Origin of the sequence: Curtobacterium sp. A7_M15 (assembly GCF_030705415.1) — a bacterium.
Taxonomy (GTDB): domain Bacteria; phylum Actinomycetota; class Actinomycetes; order Actinomycetales; family Microbacteriaceae; genus Curtobacterium.
Window position 1 is genome coordinate 1 of record NZ_JAUZED010000037.1, and the last position, 16,624, is coordinate 16,624.

Here is a 16,624-nt window from a genome sequence, read left to right on the forward strand (position 1 = left end):
GGGGCGCGGCCCGCAGCCTCAGGGCCGGGGCGCGGCCCGCAGCGGCAGCGCCGGGGCGGCAGGCCCGCGGGGCTACACGAGCGAGTCGCGCCAGGCCGCGTGCAGCTGGGCGAACCGTCCGGTCCCGGCGATGAGGTCGTCCGGGGTACCGTCCTCGACGATCCGGCCGTACTCCATGACGAGCACCCGGTGCGCGATCGCCACGGTCGACAGCCGGTGCGCGATGATCACCGCGGTCCGGTCGGCGAGCAGGGTCTCGAGCCCCTCCTGGACGAGCCGCTCCGACGGGATGTCGAGCGACGCCGTCGCCTCGTCGAGGATGAGCACCTTCGGGTCCGCGATGAACGCCCGGGCGAACGACAGGAGCTGCCGCTGCCCGGCCGACACCCGACCGCCGCGCTTGTTCACGTCGGTGTCGTACCCGTCGGGCAGCGCCATGATGAACTCGTGCGCGCCGACCGCCCTCGCCGCCGACTCGATCTCGGACCGTGACGCCCCGGGCTTGCCGAGCGCGATGTTGTCCGCGACCGTCCCGGAGAACAGGTACGCCTCCTGCGTGACCATCACGATCGCGCGGCGCATGTCCTTGGTGTCGAGGTCCCGCAGGTCCACGCCGTCGAGCTTGACCGAACCCTGCGACGGGTCGTAGAAGCGCGCCATGAGCTTGGCGAGCGTCGACTTGCCGGCACCGGTCGACCCGACGAGCGCGATCGTCTGCCCCGCCGGGATGTGCAGGTCGAACTCGGGCAGGACGACCTTGCCCTTGTTGTACGCGAACACGACGTCGTCGAAGTCCATGCGCCCGGTGGCGTCCGGCAGCTTCACCGGCTTCGCGGGGTCCGGCACGCTCGGCCGCTCCTCGAGCACGCCCGAGATCTTCTCCATCGCGGCCGACGCCGACTGGTACCCGTTGTAGAACATCGCGAGTTCCTGCGCCGGGTCGAAGAACCGCTTGGCGTACAGCGCGACCGCGAGCAGCGCGCCGACCTCGAGCGACCCGCCGACGATCCGGAAGCCGCCGACGATCACGACCGCCGCGAGCGTGGCGTTCCCGATGAGGACGAGCACCGGGTCGAAGGTCCCGAACAGGTTGAACACCTTCGTGTTCGCCAGTCGGTAGTCCTCGACGTAGCGGCCGTACTCGTCGCGGTTGCGGGACTCCTTGCGGAAGGCCTGCACCGCCCGGATGCCCGTCATCGTCTCGACGAAGTGCACGATCACGCGCGCCGAGGTGACACGGGTGGCGCGGAACAGCGTCTGCGAGTTCGACTGGAACCAGCGGATGAGGAACCACAGCGGCACGAGCGACACGGCGAGGACCAGGCCGGACGTCGGGTCGAGCGCCACGAGCGCCACCGCGGTGAACACCATGTAGAGCACACCCTGGATGAGCTGGTTCAGCCCGGAGTCCAGGAGCTCGCGGATCGAGTCGAGGTCGCTCGTCTGGCGCGAGATGATCCGGCCCGACGTGTAGGTCTCGTGGAACTCGAGGGAGAGCCGCTGCGTGTGCAGGAACACCCGCTTGCGCAGGTCGAACAGGATCGCCTGGCTGATCCGCGCGGCCAGCACCGTGTACCAGGCCGTGAGGACCGCCCCGAGCACGGCCACGACGATGTACGTCGCGACGACACCGAACGCCGGCACCCAGTCGTTCCGGTCGAGCACCGCCGGCAGGGCGTTGTCGATGCCCCAGGCGATGAGGGCCGGGCCCGCGACCGTGCCGGCGGTGGAGACCACCACGACGACGGCGAGCAGGACGAGCCGGGCCTTGAGCGGCGCGGCGAGGGACCCGAGCAGGGCGAGGGAGCGACGCCGCAGGCGCTTGCTCTCCGCCTTGGTGAAGTCCTCGCGCTCCTCGCCGCGCACGCCCAGGGTGGTGATCGACGCGGTGACGGGTGCGGCAGTCTGCGCGTCGGCGATGTCGTCGACGACGGGATCCGCGCCTCCCGGACCGGCCGACGTGTCCAGCGGCAGGTTCTTCTCCTGCTGGCTCATGCCATCGCCTCCTCTCGTGCGGTGGCGTCGTCCTCGTCGAGCGACGAGATGACGTAGCGGTAGTGGTCGTTGGTGGCCATCAGCTCGGAGTGGGTGCCGACGGCCGTGACGACGCCGTTCTCCATGAGCGCCACCCGGTCGGCGAGCGTCACGGTCGACGGACGGTGCGCCACGATGAGCGACGTGGTCTCGGCGAGGACGCGGCGGAGGCCGGCCTCGACCCGGGCCTCGGTGTCGACGTCGAGCGCCGACAGCGGGTCGTCGAGGACGAGCACCGACGGCCGCGCCGCGATCGCTCGGGCGAGGGCCAGGCGCTGCCGCTGGCCGCCGGAGAGGGACAGGCCCTCTTCCCCGACGCGGGTGTCGACGCCGTCGGGCAGGTCGTCCACGAAGGACGCCTGCGCGATGTCGAGCGCCTCGCGCATGAGGGCCTCGGCCTCGTCACCGGACAGGTCCGGACGGCCGAGCAGCACGTTCTCGCGCACGGTGGTCGAGAACAGTGTGGCGTCCTCGAACGCGACGCCGACGTGGCGACGCAGCTCCGCGCGGGTCAGCGACCGGATGTCGACACCGTCGATCGTCACGGACCCACCCGTGACGTCGTACAGCCGTGGCACGAGCGACAGCAGCGTGGTCTTGCCGCAGCCGGTCAGTCCGACGAGCGCCATGGTCTCGCCGGGCCGGAGCTGCAGGTCGACCCCGTTGATGAGGTCCGGGAACTGCGGCGGGGAGTCCTGGTACCGGAAGTGCACCCCGTTGAACGACAGCGCACCGTGCGGCTCGGCGATCGTCTCCGGGTGCTCGTGGTCCGTGATCGTGTTCTCGGAGTCCATGACCTCGAAGAAGCGGTCGACCGCCGTGCGGGTGTCGAACGTCATCGAGAGCAGGAAGCCGATCGACTCGATCGGGAACCGCAGCACCGTCGCCGTCGCGAAGAACGCGAACAGCTGCCCGACCGTGAGCTGCCCCTGCGACGCGAGGAAGATCCCGGCGAGGAGGCACAGCGCGAACGCCACGTCCGGCACGAGCAGCAGCCACAGCCAGATGCCCGCGATCGCCTTCGCCTTCTCGATCTCGGTGCCGCGCAGCGCCTCGGCCTGCTCGCTGAACTCGTCGAGCTTGTACCGGCCGCGACCGAACGCCTTGAGCACGCGGATGCCGTGCACCGACTGCTCGACGCTCGTGGCGAGGTCGCCGACCTGGTCCTGGCTGCGACGTGCGACGACGGAGTAGCGACGTTCGAACAGCAGCCCGTTGATCCACAGCGGGATCGACGCGACGAGGAAGACCAGGCCGAGCAGCCACCCGAAGGTGAACAGCACGACGAAGCCCACCACGATGGTGACGATGTTGACCACGAGCAGCACCACGCCGAAGGCCAGCCACCGGCGGATCAGCGACAGGTCGGACACCGAGCGGGACAGCAGCTGCCCGGACTCCCAACGGTCGTGGAATGCCACCGGCAGGTCCTGCAGCTTCGCGTAGAGCGCGTTCCGCATGCTCGTCTCGATGCGGGTCGACGGCCGCATGACCAGTCGACGCCGGGAGGCGATGAAGAACGCCTCGAGCACGCCGAGCGCGAGCACGCCGAGGCCTGCGGGCCAGATCTGTGCAGCGTCCTTCGAGGACAGCGGCCCGTCGACGAGCCACTGCAGGACGTACGGGATCGCGAGCGCCACCAGGGACGCGCCCATGGCGGCGAGCATGCCGCCGACGAGCCGGCCCTGGTAGGGCTTCACGTAGGGGTAGATCCGCGCGATCGCGCGGACGGTCGAGGGGCGGTCGGTGGACGGGCGCGCCTGGTCTGGCGTCTTGGACATGGGGTCTGCGTCCTCGTGCGTCGTGCCGGTCCCCCGGGTCGGTCGCTGCTGTCGCAGCAGCCGGCCTGGAGGCACGGTGTCCGTTGCGTGGTGGTCGTCGGCCGAGCGGGTGGCCCGGTCGCGGGCCGTCCCCGCCTGGTCGGGCGGGTCCGGTGTCGCGTCGTGGCCGTCCGCCGCCGCTGGTCGTGCGGCGTCGGTTCGGTCGGAGTGCACCGGGGACGTGGTCGTCCCCGGGTTCAGGCGTGGGCTCGCGCGGGCCCGTGCTCGTCGTCGCCGGTGGTCGCCCGGCGGCTCGTCGCGTGCTCGTCGTCGTCGGTCGTGACCGGCGGCTCGTCGCGTGCTCGTCGTCGTCGGTCGTGACCGGCGGCTCGTCGCTGGCTGTGGGAGGCAGCCCTACGCGGACAGCGGTGCCGTGACGGCGGGCGTACCCGGGAAGGGGTACGGCGCGACGGCCGCGGCTGCGATCCGCGGTCGTGCGTCGGGAGCGGTCCCCACGAGGCGCACGAGGTCCGCACGGGCTGCCATGGCCGTGGTCGGGTTCGTCGTGTGCATCGTCACTCCAGTCGTCGTCTTCGTCACCGTTGTGTCCCGCGGTGCCGCCGACCTCGCGCGGTCGTCGGCTGCCTGTCGCGGAGCCTTACAGACTATTCACAGTCGAACGTGGTGCGCAAGCACTTTCCGACAGTTGCCGGTTGTTCGACTCAGTGGAAGAAGTGCCGTTCGCCGGTGAAGTACATCGTCACACCAGCGGCCTTCGCTGCGGCGATGACCTCGTCGTCACGGACGCTCCCGCCCGGCTGCGCCACCGCACGGACACCCGCGTCGAGGAGCACCTGCAGGCCGTCCGCGAACGGGAAGAACGCGTCGGAGGCCGCGACGCTGCCCGCGGCGCGCTCGCCCGCACGGGTCACCGCGAGGTGGCACGAGTCGACCCGGTTCACCTGTCCCATGCCGACGCCGACGCTCGCGCCCTGGTTCGCCAGCAGGATCGCGTTCGACTTCACCGCACGACTCGCCTTCCACGCGAAGGCCAGGTCGGCCAGGGTCTGCTCGTCGGCCGCCTCGCCAGCCACGAGGGTCCAGGTGGACTGGTCGAACGCGCTGAAGCGGTCGGCGTCCTGCACGAGGAACCCGCCGGAGATCTGCTTGACCTCACGCGGGGCGAGGGCGAAGTCGCTCGGCAGCGTGAGCAGGCGGATGTTCTTCTTCCGCGAGAGGATCTCGATCGCCTCTGGGTCGAAGGCCGGGGCGACGACGACCTCGGTGAAGATGTCGGCGACGGTCTCGGCCATCTGCTTCGTGACGGGGCGGTTCGCGGCGATGACCCCGCCGAACGCCGAGAGCGGGTCGCAGGCGTGCGCGGCGGCGTGCGCCGCGGCGATCGGGTCGGCCGCGTCGGCCGGGGCGATGGCGATCCCGCACGGGTTGGCGTGCTTGATGATCGCGACGGCGGGCTCCGCGAAGTCGTACGCGGCGCGGACCGCGGCATCGGCGTCGACGTAGTTGTTGTACGACATCTCCTTGCCGTGCAGCTGCGCCGCCTGGGCGATCCCGGTCCCGCCGGCGCTCGTGTACAGCGCGGCGGCCTGGTGCGCGTTCTCGCCGTAGCGGAGCGTCGCGGCGAGGTCGGCGTCGATCGTCAGGTGCTCGTCGAACGCCCCCGGCGTCTCGATGTCACCGTGCGTGGTCGGTGCCGCGGCGTCCGCGACGACGTCGCTCGCGAAGTAGCCGGCGACCGCGGTGTCGTACGCGGCGGTGTGCGCGAAGGCCTGGGCGGCGAGGCGCTTCCGCAGCTCGAGCGTGGTCCCGCCGGCGCGGACGGCCTCGACCACCTCGGCGTAGGACGACGGCGACACGACGATCGCGACGTTCGGGTGGTTCTTCGCCGAGGCCCGGACCATGGCGGGGCCGCCGATGTCGACGTTCTCGACCACGGTCGCGGTGTCGGCGCCCGAGGCCACCGTCTCGACGAACGGGTACAGGTTCACGACCACGAGCTCGAACGGCTCGATGCCGAGGTCGGCGAGCTGCTGCTCGTGCGATTCGAGCCGGAGGTCCGCGAGGAGCCCGGCGTGCACCGACGGGTGCAGCGTCTTCACGCGACCGTCGAGCGACTCCGGGAAGCCCGTGATGCTCGACACGTCGGTGACCGCGTACCCGGCGTCGCGGATCGCCCCGGCCGTGGAACCGGTCGACACGATCTCGACCCCGGCGTCGGCGAGGGCGCCGGCGAGCTCGAGCAGGCCGGACTTGTCGCTCACCGAGATGAGCGCCCGCCGCACGGGGACGAGGTCCCGGTCGCGGTACAGGCTGGGGTCGGCTGCGTGCACGCTCATGCGCTCGGGGTGCCCTTCAGGTCGGTGGTGCCGTTGGCGATGTCGAGGATGGTCTGGATGAGCAGGCGTCGCTCGACCGGCTTGATCCGGTCGTGCAGTGTCGACTCGGAGTCCCCGGGGAGCACGGGGACGCGCTCCTGCGCGAGGATCGGACCGCTGTCGACGCCGTCGTCGACCTGGATCACGCTCGCACCGGTCTGCTCCACGCCGGCGGCAAGGGCGTCCCGCACGCCGTGGGCGCCGGGGAACTCGGGCAGGTACGCCGGGTGCGTGTTGATGATCGCCGGACCGAACTCGGAGACGACCGCCGGCGGCAGCAGCCGCATGAGGCCCGACAGCACGAGCAGGTCCGGCGACCACGGCCGGATCTGGGCGGCGAGCTCGCGGCCCCACTCCTCGCGCGAGTCGTACCGTGAGAACGGAACCGTGAACGTCGGGATGGAGAACTCCTCGCCGAGGCCGAGCCCCTCGGCGTCGCGGTCGGCACCGATGGCGACGACCCGTGCGGGGTACTCCGCGTCGAGGGTCGCCTCGAGCAGGGCCCGGAGGTTCGAGCCGGCACCGGAGATCAGGACGACCAGTTCGAGCACGGGACAACCCTACCGGGCTGCGGTCACCGGTCGTCCTTCGGGCGACGCCACCACGGCAGCTCGTCGTCGGGGATCTGGTCCGTCGCGTCCCAGCGCTGCTGCGGGGGCGTGGGCGCGGACGGCGCCGCCCCGGCCCCGGTGTGGTCGTCCTCGGCGTCGTCACGACCCGCGACGAACTCCTCCGTGCTCCACGGGAACGCGGGCTGCGGCTCGGTCCCCGGGGCTCGCGGCGCGCTGGTCGCGGCGTCCGGCTCGCGGTCGACGTCCGCTCCCGTGACACGGTCCCGCAGGTCCCCGGCGCGTTCCCGGACACCGTCGGCCGCCCCGCGCAGACGGTCGCGGATCGAGCCGCGGGGTCGATCGGTGACCGGCTCGGCAGGGACCCGGTCAGCGGCGACCGCGTCGGTGCGGGCCCAGTCCGGCAGCGCCACGTCGGCGTCCGGGTCGCGGTCCGGCACGGGGTCGGGTGCGGTCCGGGAGGCGCGGCTCGACCCCGCAGGACCACCCGCCTCCGCCTCGGCCTCTGCCTCTGCCTCCGCGCGTGTGTCGATCGCGGCGGGCTGTTCGTCAGGGTCGTACCGCGTGGCGGCGACGCGTGCCCGTTCACCGTGGTCACGTCCGCGGGCCGCGACCCGGTCCCGGTCATCGTCGGCGCGGGCGGCGTCGTCGCGCGGGTCGTCGTCGCGTGCGGTACCGCCGTGCGTCTCCTCGACCACGAAACGGTGCACGTCGGTCGTCCGGCCCGCCCCGGCACGGTCGAGTGCGGCGAGCAACGAGCCGTCGGCAGCGAGCTCGGCGTCCGCGTCGGCGGAGTCCTCGGTCTCGTGCCACCGTTCCCGGCCCCAGCCGCGCTCCGGCAGGCGGACGAGGTCGCTGCCGGCCGCGAGCGCCACCACGGCGGGGACGCCGACCTCGAGCGCTGCGAACACCCCGACGAGCAGCGCGTGCGGGCCGACGTCGGCCAGGCGCCCGGGGCCGAAGGACCCCGCCGAGAGCCAGGCCACGAACCCGGTCAGCACGCCGGCGACGATGCCCGTCGCGACCCCGCCGAGGGCCCGGTGCAGCGCGGAGTCCGCGCTGCCGAGGGCCCGCACGAGCCGGGGCCGCAGGAGTCCACCCGCGGCGAACCCGGCGACGACCGGCACGAGGACCCAGACCAGGCCGAACGCGTGCCCCGACGCCGGCAGCGCGCCGAACACCGGCAGGCCGGGGATCGGCCCGAGCGTCGTGCCGACGGGCGAGACGCTCGAACCCGTACCGATCGCGAAGCCCGGCCCGACGAGCCACGCGGTCGCCCAGCCGACGAAGTCCGGCAGGAACGCGAGCTGTCCGACCGTCAGGGCGATCCCGCCCACCACGCCGGCGTGCGAGCGCTCGTACAGGGAGATGACCTCGGCGAAGGACGCGAAGAGCAGGACGGCGACGACGACCCCGGCGACCGCGACCACCGTGGCCGTCGCGGCGGTGCCGGCACGGAGGCCGAACGCCGCGATCGCACGCCAGGCGGCCGGGACACGATCGAGCTGGTCGAGCACGCGCTGCGCGACCGGGTCGGCCGGGAGCCCCCGTCGCCGTCGGCACACCTCGCTCGTCACGAGTGCGGGGATCCCGAACCAGAGCGCGGGCAGGACGACCGCCTGCCAGGTCGTCGGAGCGGTCGCGGCGGAACGCGACGACAGAGCGACGAGGAGCCCGAGGACCGCGACGACGCCCGTGCCGACGAGGAGGCCGGTCGAGCGGTGGTCGGTCTCGGCGAACCGCCGCCCGGCCCGGCCGGCGAGCCAGGCGGTCACGAGGGCGAACCCCAGCGCCGCGAGCGTCACGTGGATCGGGTCGGTGGCACCGCTGACGCCGGACGACTTCGCGAGCGTCGAGCCGAGCACGAACGAGACGTCGACCCCGTGCCCGACGAGCCACACGCTCCCCGTGGCCTTCCAGAACACGTCCCAGTCGACCTGGAGTCCGTACTCGAATCCCCACAGCAGGGTCAGCGGCACGAGGGCGATCCCGATGCCCACGCCGACCGTCACGACCGCCTCGATCGCGGCGAGCACTGCGGTTCCCAGGCGGTTCATCGCAGCGAGGATACGTGCACCCGGGTGCGACCCGGCGGTGCCGCGCGGCACCGCCGGAACCTTGTAGGACTCACAACTGCTATGTAACATTGCAGTATGTCGTCGCCCCTCGTCCCCCGTGCTCGCAAGATCCTGCGGTTCACCGCCCTGACGTTCCGCAACCTCCTCAGCCGGAAGCCGGTGACCGCACCCCAGGGACCAGTCGTCAGCATGACGAGCTACGGGCGACGGATCCGGACCGTGCACATCCCGCTCGAGAGCATCGCGGCCGGTGCCGTCCTGCCGAGCCGCCTGGTCCTCTGGCTCGACGATGCCGACGCTGTCGCTGCACCCACCCGCGGCCTCCGGCGCCTGCTCCGCCGCGGTCTCGAGATCCGGCACTGCGCCGACGACGGGCCGCACAAGAAGTACTACCCCTACGTCCAGTCCGTGCCGCAGCACACCGTGCCGCTGGTCACCGCGGACGACGACTGGATGTTCCCGACGGGCTGGCTCGGAACCCTGCTGGCCCTGCACGCCGAGGACCCCACGACGAACACCTCGCACCGGGCCCGGGACATCCTGGTCACCGCGGACGGACTCACCGAGTACGCCGCGTGGCCGCTCGCTGGTCCCCGCGCCCCCTCGAACCGGAACCTCGCGACGGGCGGGTGGGGACACGTGCTCGTCCCGGCGATGCTCGAGGCCCTCCGCGGGCGGCACGAGGAGTTCCGCCGCCTCGCACCGCGCGCTGACGACGTCTGGCTGCACCGCGTCGCCGTCGAGAGCGGCACCGCTCCGTCGGTCGTCGGGCGGTACGACCACCACGACGTGCTCCACATGCCGATCGGCGACGGCCCCACTCTGGCGTCGGACAACGTGGGCGACGGCGGCAACGACCGTCAGATCCGTGCCGCGTGGCCGGATCGGCTCATCGAAGCCGTCATCGCCGACCCTCGACCACGCCGGCCTGCCACGACGCCCCGCGCCCCGCGCGCAGGTCGAGCCGCCTGACGACGGGAGGCGCGGTGCCAGCCGGCTCCGCGCCTCCCGTTCGCCTCTTCGCGGGCCGCGAGCGCTACTTGCTCGCGACCACCTCGCGCAGCAGCGCCGCCGTCTCGGACGGCGTCTTGCCGACCTTCACGCCGGCCGCTTCGAGCGCCTGCTTCTTCGCCTCGGCAGTACCGGCCGAGCCCGACACGATCGCACCCGCGTGGCCCATGGTCTTGCCCTCGGGCGCGGTGAAGCCCGCGACGTAGCCGACGACCGGCTTCGTGACGTGCGCCTTGATGTAGTCGGCCGCACGCTCCTCGGCGTCGCCACCGATCTCGCCGATCATGACGATCGCTTCGGTCTCGGGGTCGGCCTCGAACGCGGCGAGCGCGTCGATGTGCGTGGTGCCGATGACCGGGTCGCCGCCGATGCCGATGGCGGTCGAGAACCCGAGGTCACGCAGCTCGTACATCATCTGGTAGGTCAGGGTGCCGGACTTCGAGACGAGGCCGATCGGGCCCTTCCCGGTGATCGTCGCCGGGGTGATCCCCACGAGGGATTCGCCGGGGGTGATGATGCCGGGGCAGTTCGGGCCGATGATGCGGGTCTTCCCGCCGAGCGCCTTGGCGTGCGCCCAGAACTCTGCGGAGTCCTGCACGGGGATGCCCTCGGTGATGACGACGACGAGCGGGATCTCGGCGTCGATGGCCTCCATCACGGCGTCCTTCGCGAACGCCGGCGGCACGAAGACGATCGAGACGTCGGCACCGGTGGTGTCGATGGCCTCGCGCACCGAACCGAACACGGGCAGCTCGACGTCGCCGTGGGTCACGGTGGTGCCGGCCTTGCGGGCGTTGACGCCACCGACGACATTCGTCCCGGCCTTGAGCATGAGCGCGGTGTGCTTGGTGCCCTCGCCGCCGGTGATGCCCTGGACGATGACCTTGGAGTCCTTGTTGAGGAAGATCGACATGGTCAGTCCCTTCAGGCCGCTGCGGCGGCGAGTTCGGCGGCCTGCTCGGCCGCGTCGTCCATGGTCGCGGCGACGGTGACGAGCGGGTGTGCCGCCTCCGCCAGGATCCGACGACCCTCTTCCACGTTGTTGCCGTCCAGGCGCACGACGAGCGGCTTGGTGGCCGCGTCGCCGAGGATGCCGAGCGCGGCGACGATGCCGTTCGCCACGGCGTCGCAGGCGGTGATGCCGCCGAAGACGTTCACGAAGACGCTCTTCACCTGCGGGTCGCCGAGGATGACGTCGAGGCCGTTGGCCATGACCTCGGCCGAGGCGCCGCCGCCGATGTCGAGGAAGTTCGCGGGCTTCACGCCGCCGTGGCGCTCACCGGCGTAGGCGACGACGTCGAGCGTCGACATGACGAGCCCGGCGCCGTTGCCGATGACGCCGACCTGGCCGTCGAGCTTCACGTAGTTGAGACCGTGCGCCTTCGCCTTAGCCTCGAGCGGGTCCTCGCTCGCGGTGTCCTCGAGCTGGGCGTGGCCCTCGTGGCGGAAGTCGGCGTTCTCGTCGAGCGACACCTTGCCGTCGAGCGCGAGGATCTGGCCGTCGCCGGTGCGGACGAGCGGGTTCACCTCGACCAGGGTGGCGTCCTCGCCGGCGAAGACGTCGTAGAGCTTCGCGAAGACGGCGGCGACCTGCGGGACGAGGTCGTCCGGGAAGCCGGCCTGGCGTGCGATGTCCTCGCCGGCCTCTTGGTTGATGCCCGTCAGCGGGTTCACCTCGACCCGGGCGAGCGCCTCGGGCTTCTCGACGGCGAGCTGCTCGATCTCCATGCCGCCCTCGACGCTGGTGAGCGACAGGTAGGAGCGGTTCGCCCGGTCGAGCAGCACGGAGAAGTAGAACTCCTCGGCGATGTCGGCACCCTGGGCGATCATCACGCGCTGCACGGTGTGGCCCTTGATGTCGAGGCCGAGGATGGCCTGCGCGTGCTCGTACGCCTCGTCCGGGGTCTTCGCGACCTTGACGCCGCCGGCCTTGCCGCGACCGCCGACCTTCACCTGCGCCTTGACGACGACCACGCCGCCGATCTTCTCGGCCGCTGCCTTCGCCTCCTCGGGGGTGTCGGCGATGATCCCCTGGAGGACGGGGACGCCGTAGGACTCGAAGAGGTCCCTGGCCTGGTACTCGAAAAGATCCACGCTGTTCTTCTTCCCGCACGTTCCGTGCGATCGGCATCGGTTACCCGGTCGCCACACTCCACATCGAGGGTCGCTCGATGTCGAGACAACGGCCGCGGGTCAGCCTAGCGCCGGCAGGTGGACGCGGGGTGCGCGAGTGGCGTCCCGTGCACGGCCGTCGACCGGGAGGCGCGGGTCGCCCCCGCCCCGCCCGGTCCGCTGGGCGCATCCCTCGGACGTCTCCCCAGCCGCGGCCCGGCAGTGTGGAGCGGTGAACGACGCCCTCCGTACCCGTGCCGCCGACGTGTTCGGCTGGAACCTCCGCCCCGACCAGGAGTCCGTCATCGACGCCGTGCTCGACGGGCGCGACGCACTCGCCGTCATGCCGACCGGATCGGGGAAGTCCGCGATCTACCAGGTCGCCGGACTCGAGCTGGACGGGGTCGTCGTGGTGGTCTCCCCCCTCGTGGCCCTGCAGGAGGACCAGGTCGTCGGACTCGAGCACCACGAGGGCGCTCCCCGTGCCGTCGCCATGAACGCGACGAGGAAGGCCCGCGACGTCGCCGAGGCCTGGGACGCGGTCGGCGCCGGCGAGGTCGGGTACGTGTTCCTGGCACCCGAACAGCTCGCGAAGGACGACGTGCTCGAGCGCCTCCGCGACGCCGGCGTCGTGCTGGTCGCCGTCGACGAAGCGCACTGCATCTCCTCGTGGGGCCACGACTTCCGGCCGGACTACCTGGCGCTCGGCGAGGTCGTCGAGCGCCTCGGCCGCCCGCCGGTGCTCGCGCTGACCGCCACCGGCTCCGCGCCGGTCCGGAACGACATAGTCGAGCGGCTCGGCATGCGCGACCCGTTCGTGCTCGCCTCGGGCTTCGACCGCCCCGGCATCCGGCTCGAGGTCGTCCGGCACGCCGAGGACGCCGAGAAGCGCGCGGCCGTGGTCGACCAGGTCGCCGGACTCGACGGCGCCACCGTGGTCTACGTCGCCACCCGGGCCGCGACCACCGAGTACGCGGACGCACTCGCCGCCCGCGGTCGTCGCGCACAGCCCTACCACGCGGGGATGCCGATCCGTGAGCGGGAGGCCGTGCACACCGGGTTCCTGGACGGCGACGTCGACGTGGTGGTCGCGACGAGCGCGTTCGGCATGGGCATCGACAAACCGGACGTCCGGTACGTCGTGCACGCGGACGTCCCGGAGTCGATCGACGCCTACTACCAGGAGATCGGGCGGGCCGGCCGGGACGCCGAACCCGCGGGCGCCACCCTGCACTACCGCGCCGAGGACTTCGGGCTGCGCACCTTCTTCGCCTCCGGGTCACCGCGGCCCGCCTCCGTCCGTGCGGTGTTCGACGCCGTCCCGCCGACCGGCTCGGAGCCCCGCTCGGCGGTCGTGGAGGCCTCGGGATTGTCCACCCGGACCGCCGGCCGTGCCCTGAACGCCCTGCTCGACGCCCGTGCCCTGCGCGAGGACGTCGACGGGGTCGCCAGGGTGCCGGACGGCCCCCGTGACGCTGACCGTGCTGCCCGTGCCACCGCGGAACGCGCCGCCGAGCGCGAGCGGGTCGAGGAGTCCAGGATCGCGATGATGCGCCAGCTCGCCGAGACGACCGGGTGCCGGCGGCAGTTCCTGCTCGGCTACTTCGGCGACGAGCTGCCGGAACCGTGCGGCAACTGCGACACCTGTTCGTCCGGGACCGCCTTCGAGACCGCTGCGCACGTCGCCGACGGCGCGAACGACACCGCCTGGCCGCCGGACGCCCGGGTCGTGCACGCCGAGTGGGGTACCGGTGTCGTGATGAGCACGGAGGAGGACCGCATCACGGTGTTCTTCGAGTCCGCCGGGTACCGCACGCTCGCGCTGGCCGACATCGAACGACACGACCTCCTCGAACGGGTCTGACGGCGGTGCGTCCGGGCGGGGGAGGCGCGGCCGCTCGACCACCCGTCGGCGACCGCGCTCCACTCCCCCGAGCACCGGCGATGCTGCCCCGGCGGCGTGACCGGCAGGTGTCCCCCGGGTGAACACGACACGAAACCGGACGCCCGTCGAGCGCGGACGGGTAGGCAGGAAGTACGCAACGGAAAGGAACCACCATGAGCGACCCCGGCATCAGCCCCGTCGACGACTTCGAGGCCCAGCAGCGCCGCGAGGACGACATCGACCGCGAGCACGTCGGCCCGTACGAGGTGGACGAGTCCGAGGAGTCCCTCGAGACCGTCACGAACGACGCCGTCGCCGGCGAGACCGTCGAACCGCAGCCCGGTGACGGCACCGACGACGGGCCGACCGGCGGCTCCCCGCGCGAGGGTTCCCCGGACCTGTGGGAGCACGACGACGACGAGGACCGCCCGGACCTCGGGAACGACCTCGGCACCAAGCCCCTCTGAGCCTGCGCCGACCACGCTCCCGCGGAGCACGGCCCAGTACGATCGGGCCGTGCTCCGTCGTGTCCAGGAACGTGTCCGCCGCATGCCCGCGGTGGCCCGGCTGCTGGCGCTCGCAGCGCTCCTGCTCGTCGCGGCGGCGGCGCACACCGGCGTCCGGACCGGCATCACGGACTGCGGTCCGGGCACGTACGGGCCACCGTGCGGCGCGAACGTGCTGTGGGTACCCCTCGTCGTCGGCGGGGTACTGCTCGCCGTGTTCACGGGTTCCCCGGACCACCTCTGGCCGCTCCCGGCCATCTGGCTGGTCGCCACCCTCCTCGCCACCGCGAGCGGGCAGGTCGGCAGCCCGGCCTTCCTCGTCGCCGCCCTCGTGGGCGGAACCCTCGCGCTCGCTGCGGCGATCGTGATCGACGTGCTCCCCCGCGTCCGCGCCGGCCGGCGCGGGTCACGACCGTGAGCGGTCGCCGGACGGGAGGAACGGTGCCGGACCCACGCCGTCCCTCCAGTCACGGCCGTCACCCCGCTGGCGCGGTGCGCCGGGACCGGCTGGTGGGGCCCACCTCCCGTCCGTCATCGGGCAGGGTCCCGGACCGTGACCTGCGTCGGTTCCTCGCCGACAGCACACCGGTGGCAGCCGGTGGCCGCGCCATCCTGCTGCAGATCGCGGACCCCGTGGTCGCCGCCGGGGTCCGGCGGCACTCTGACTTCGCACGACGGCCGCAGCAGCGGCTCGCCCGCACCCTGATGTTCGTGTCCGCGGTGCTGGTCGGCACCGAGGCCGACGCTGCCGTCGCGGCCGCGTTCGTGACGCGCGCGCACCGACCCGTCGCAGGTGCGGACGAGGTCGACCGACAGCTCTGGGTGGCCGCGACCCTGTACGACTCCGCCATCCGCGCCCACGAGCTGTTCGGCACGCCGACAGGGCCCTCGCTCGCGGCACGCGTGCTCGCCGCCTACGCCCCGATCGGCACGTCGCTGCGCGTGCCGGCGGACCGCTGGCCGACGTCGGTGGCGGACTTCGAGCAGTACTGGACCCGCACGCTCGCCGGGCTCCGCGTCACCGACGACGCCCGCGGAGTCGTGCGCGACCTGCTGCACCCCCGGTTCGCGCCGCTGTGGGTGCGCGCGGCCATGCCGCTCGTGCGGGTCGTCACGGTCGGGATGCTCCCGGAGGACCTGCGGTCGCAGTACGGGTTCGCGTGGGGGCCGCGCGAACGGCGGCGCTTCCGGCGGACCGTGCGCCGGGTACGGGTCGTCCGGGCCCTCCTGCCCGGGTGGCTGCTGCGACTGCCCGGTCCGCTGCTCCTGCGCGCGATGCGGCGGCACGCGGCCGCGGGTCAGCCGGCCAGGACCCGGACCGCGTAGTCGCCGACCATCACCACGTCGCCGGGTCGGGCCACGACCTGCGCGCCGCCGACACTCGGCTCCTGCGCACCGGACGCCCGGACCACCACCGTGCCGTTCGCGGAACCGAGGTCCTCGACGACGAGTCCACCGTCGCCCGTCGGTCGGATCGCCGCGTGCTCACGCGACACCGAACGACCCGGGTCGTCGAGCAGCACCGCACGTCGGCCGGGCACCGTCTGGACCTTGCGCCCCAGCACCACGGGCTGGTCGAGCGGCACCACGCTGCCCGGAGCGACCTCGAGCACGAGCCGTGGCACCACGCCGATCGTCGGCAGCGGTTGGTCGGTGTGCACCGCGGCGTCCGGTTCGCGGTCCGACACCGGTGCAGTCGGCAGCACCCACGCCCGGGACAGGTGACCCGCCTGGCGATCGCGCTCGACCTCGGCGTGGGTCACCACCGGACGCTCCGGTACCCCCTCGTCCTTGCGACGTCGTGCCACGGTGTACCCCTCGTTCTGGTTCTTGTCCCCACCTGGTGCGAGATGCAACGGAATCAAGTATGGTCGAAGCGCCGGGGGGCTCCCGGTACATCAAATACCGCATCGGGAGGGTATGCACATGGCAAACGTCAACGTCACCTACGACGATCTCCGCAACCAGGCGTCGCAGCTGCGCAACGGCCAGAAGTCCATCGAGGACCAGCTGAGCCAGCTCAAGAGCCAGATCGACAACCTCGTGTCGTCCGGCTACGTCACCGACAAGTCGTCCAAGGCGTTCGACGCGACGTACTCGGAGTTCAACTCCGGCGCGACGCAGACGATCCAGGCGATCGACGGCATGGCCGGCTTCCTCGAGAGCGCGGCGAACACGCTCGAGTCGACGGACGAGCAGCTCGCTTCGAGCATCGGCTAGTCGAGCGCAGCACGACGGTGGCCGGCACCCGGGGGTGCCGGCCACCGGTCTCG

General features: G+C 72.3%; 15 protein-coding genes. 6 read left to right on the forward strand and 9 right to left on the reverse strand.

All coding sequences use genetic code 11. From position 1 onward, the window contains the following. Positions 1 to 72: 72 nt before the first annotated feature. The 6 genes from Q7F20_RS08770 to Q7F20_RS08795 form a co-directional block, all read right to left on the reverse strand. Entirely contained in the window at positions 73 to 1,995 is a 1,923-nt protein-coding gene (locus Q7F20_RS08770; RefSeq protein WP_305739729.1) for an ABC transporter ATP-binding protein, read from the reverse strand. Beyond that, positions 1,992 to 3,815 (reverse strand): ABC transporter ATP-binding protein, encoded by a 1,824-nt coding sequence (locus Q7F20_RS08775; RefSeq protein WP_305739730.1) that lies wholly within the window; start codon positions 3,813 to 3,815, stop codon positions 1,992 to 1,994. Before Q7F20_RS08775 ends, Q7F20_RS08770 begins: the two co-directional genes overlap by 4 nt. Positions 3,816 to 4,208: 393 nt before the next feature. Beyond that, complete coding sequence (locus Q7F20_RS08780; protein ID WP_305739731.1) at positions 4,209 to 4,394, reverse strand: hypothetical protein; 186 nt, start codon at positions 4,392 to 4,394, stop codon at positions 4,209 to 4,211. Positions 4,395 to 4,516: 122 nt separating this feature from the next. Beyond that, complete coding sequence (gene purH, locus Q7F20_RS08785; protein ID WP_305739732.1) at positions 4,517 to 6,151, reverse strand: bifunctional phosphoribosylaminoimidazolecarboxamide formyltransferase/IMP cyclohydrolase; 1,635 nt, start codon at positions 6,149 to 6,151, stop codon at positions 4,517 to 4,519. Then, a complete protein-coding gene (gene purN / locus Q7F20_RS08790; RefSeq protein ID WP_305739733.1) occupies positions 6,148 to 6,741 on the reverse strand; it encodes a phosphoribosylglycinamide formyltransferase in 594 nt (197 codons plus the stop codon). Before purN ends, purH begins: the two co-directional genes overlap by 4 nt. A 23-nt stretch (positions 6,742 to 6,764) precedes the next feature. After that, the gene (locus tag Q7F20_RS08795; RefSeq protein WP_305739734.1) at positions 6,765 to 8,816 is read right to left on the reverse strand and encodes a DUF6350 family protein; all 2,052 of its coding nucleotides are present in this window, start codon (positions 8,814 to 8,816) and stop codon (positions 6,765 to 6,767) included. A gap of 96 nt (positions 8,817 to 8,912) precedes the next feature. Here Q7F20_RS08795 and Q7F20_RS08800 point away from each other — a divergent pair, with 96 nt between their 5' ends. Then, positions 8,913 to 9,809 carry a hypothetical protein gene (locus Q7F20_RS08800; protein ID WP_305739735.1) on the forward strand — a complete coding sequence of 299 codons (897 nt, stop codon included), beginning with the start codon at positions 8,913 to 8,915 and terminating at the stop codon, positions 9,807 to 9,809. A 64-nt stretch (positions 9,810 to 9,873) separates the two neighbouring features. Here the strand turns inward: Q7F20_RS08800 and sucD are convergent, their stop codons facing one another. Together sucD and sucC are read right to left on the reverse strand one after the other, a co-directional pair. Next, positions 9,874 to 10,761, reverse strand: a complete 888-nt coding sequence (gene sucD, locus Q7F20_RS08805) for a succinate--CoA ligase subunit alpha (protein WP_305739736.1) — start codon at positions 10,759 to 10,761, stop codon at positions 9,874 to 9,876. 11 nt (positions 10,762 to 10,772) lie between these two features. Beyond that, positions 10,773 to 11,942 (reverse strand): ADP-forming succinate--CoA ligase subunit beta, encoded by a 1,170-nt coding sequence (sucC, locus tag Q7F20_RS08810; RefSeq protein ID WP_305739737.1) that lies wholly within the window; start codon positions 11,940 to 11,942, stop codon positions 10,773 to 10,775. A gap of 250 nt (positions 11,943 to 12,192) precedes the next feature. On the opposite strand from sucC, the gene Q7F20_RS08815 reads away from it, so the two are divergent. The 4 genes from Q7F20_RS08815 to Q7F20_RS08830 all read left to right on the forward strand — a co-directional run bounded on the left by Q7F20_RS08815 (position 12,193) and on the right by Q7F20_RS08830 (position 15,677). Further along, entirely contained in the window at positions 12,193 to 13,824 is a 1,632-nt protein-coding gene (locus Q7F20_RS08815; RefSeq protein ID WP_305739738.1) for a RecQ family ATP-dependent DNA helicase, read from the forward strand. Positions 13,825 to 14,018: 194 nt separating this feature from the next. After that, positions 14,019 to 14,312, forward strand: coding sequence for a hypothetical protein (locus Q7F20_RS08820; RefSeq protein WP_305739739.1), 294 nt, complete (start codon positions 14,019 to 14,021; stop codon positions 14,310 to 14,312). Positions 14,313 to 14,361: 49 nt separating this feature from the next. Further along, a complete protein-coding gene (locus Q7F20_RS08825) occupies positions 14,362 to 14,769 on the forward strand; it encodes a hypothetical protein (RefSeq protein ID WP_305739740.1) in 408 nt (135 codons plus the stop codon). 92 nt (positions 14,770 to 14,861) lie between these two features. Then, entirely contained in the window at positions 14,862 to 15,677 is an 816-nt protein-coding gene (locus tag Q7F20_RS08830) for an oxygenase MpaB family protein (RefSeq protein ID WP_370871644.1), read from the forward strand. On the opposite strand, the gene Q7F20_RS08835 is transcribed toward Q7F20_RS08830, so the two are convergent. Then, positions 15,650 to 16,159 (reverse strand): FHA domain-containing protein, encoded by a 510-nt coding sequence (locus Q7F20_RS08835; RefSeq protein ID WP_305739742.1) that lies wholly within the window; start codon positions 16,157 to 16,159, stop codon positions 15,650 to 15,652. The genes Q7F20_RS08830 and Q7F20_RS08835 overlap by 28 nt on opposite strands. A 118-nt stretch (positions 16,160 to 16,277) precedes the next feature. On the opposite strand from Q7F20_RS08835, the gene Q7F20_RS08840 reads away from it, so the two are divergent. Continuing rightward, positions 16,278 to 16,571 carry a WXG100 family type VII secretion target gene (locus Q7F20_RS08840; RefSeq protein ID WP_070417742.1) on the forward strand — a complete coding sequence of 98 codons (294 nt, stop codon included), beginning with the start codon at positions 16,278 to 16,280 and terminating at the stop codon, positions 16,569 to 16,571. Positions 16,572 to 16,624 lie beyond the last annotated feature (53 nt).

What these genes read in the sequence shown, in the direction of transcription:
- sucD (WP_305739736.1), bottom strand. Translation starts at nt 10,761, where the DNA reads ATGTCGATCTTCCTCAACAAGGACTCCAAGGTCATCGTCCAGGGCATC.
- purH (WP_305739732.1), bottom strand. Translation starts at nt 6,151, where the DNA reads ATGAGCGTGCACGCAGCCGACCCCAGCCTGTACCGCGACCGGGACCTC.
- Q7F20_RS08795 (WP_305739734.1), bottom strand. Translation starts at nt 8,816, where the DNA reads ATGAACCGCCTGGGAACCGCAGTGCTCGCCGCGATCGAGGCGGTCGTG.
- Q7F20_RS08840 (WP_070417742.1), top strand. Translation starts at nt 16,278, where the DNA reads ATGGCAAACGTCAACGTCACCTACGACGATCTCCGCAACCAGGCGTCG.
- Q7F20_RS08800 (WP_305739735.1), top strand. Translation starts at nt 8,913, where the DNA reads ATGTCGTCGCCCCTCGTCCCCCGTGCTCGCAAGATCCTGCGGTTCACC.
- Q7F20_RS08770 (WP_305739729.1), bottom strand. Translation starts at nt 1,995, where the DNA reads ATGAGCCAGCAGGAGAAGAACCTGCCGCTGGACACGTCGGCCGGTCCG.
- Q7F20_RS08820 (WP_305739739.1), top strand. Translation starts at nt 14,019, where the DNA reads ATGAGCGACCCCGGCATCAGCCCCGTCGACGACTTCGAGGCCCAGCAG.
- Q7F20_RS08775 (WP_305739730.1), bottom strand. Translation starts at nt 3,815, where the DNA reads ATGTCCAAGACGCCAGACCAGGCGCGCCCGTCCACCGACCGCCCCTCG.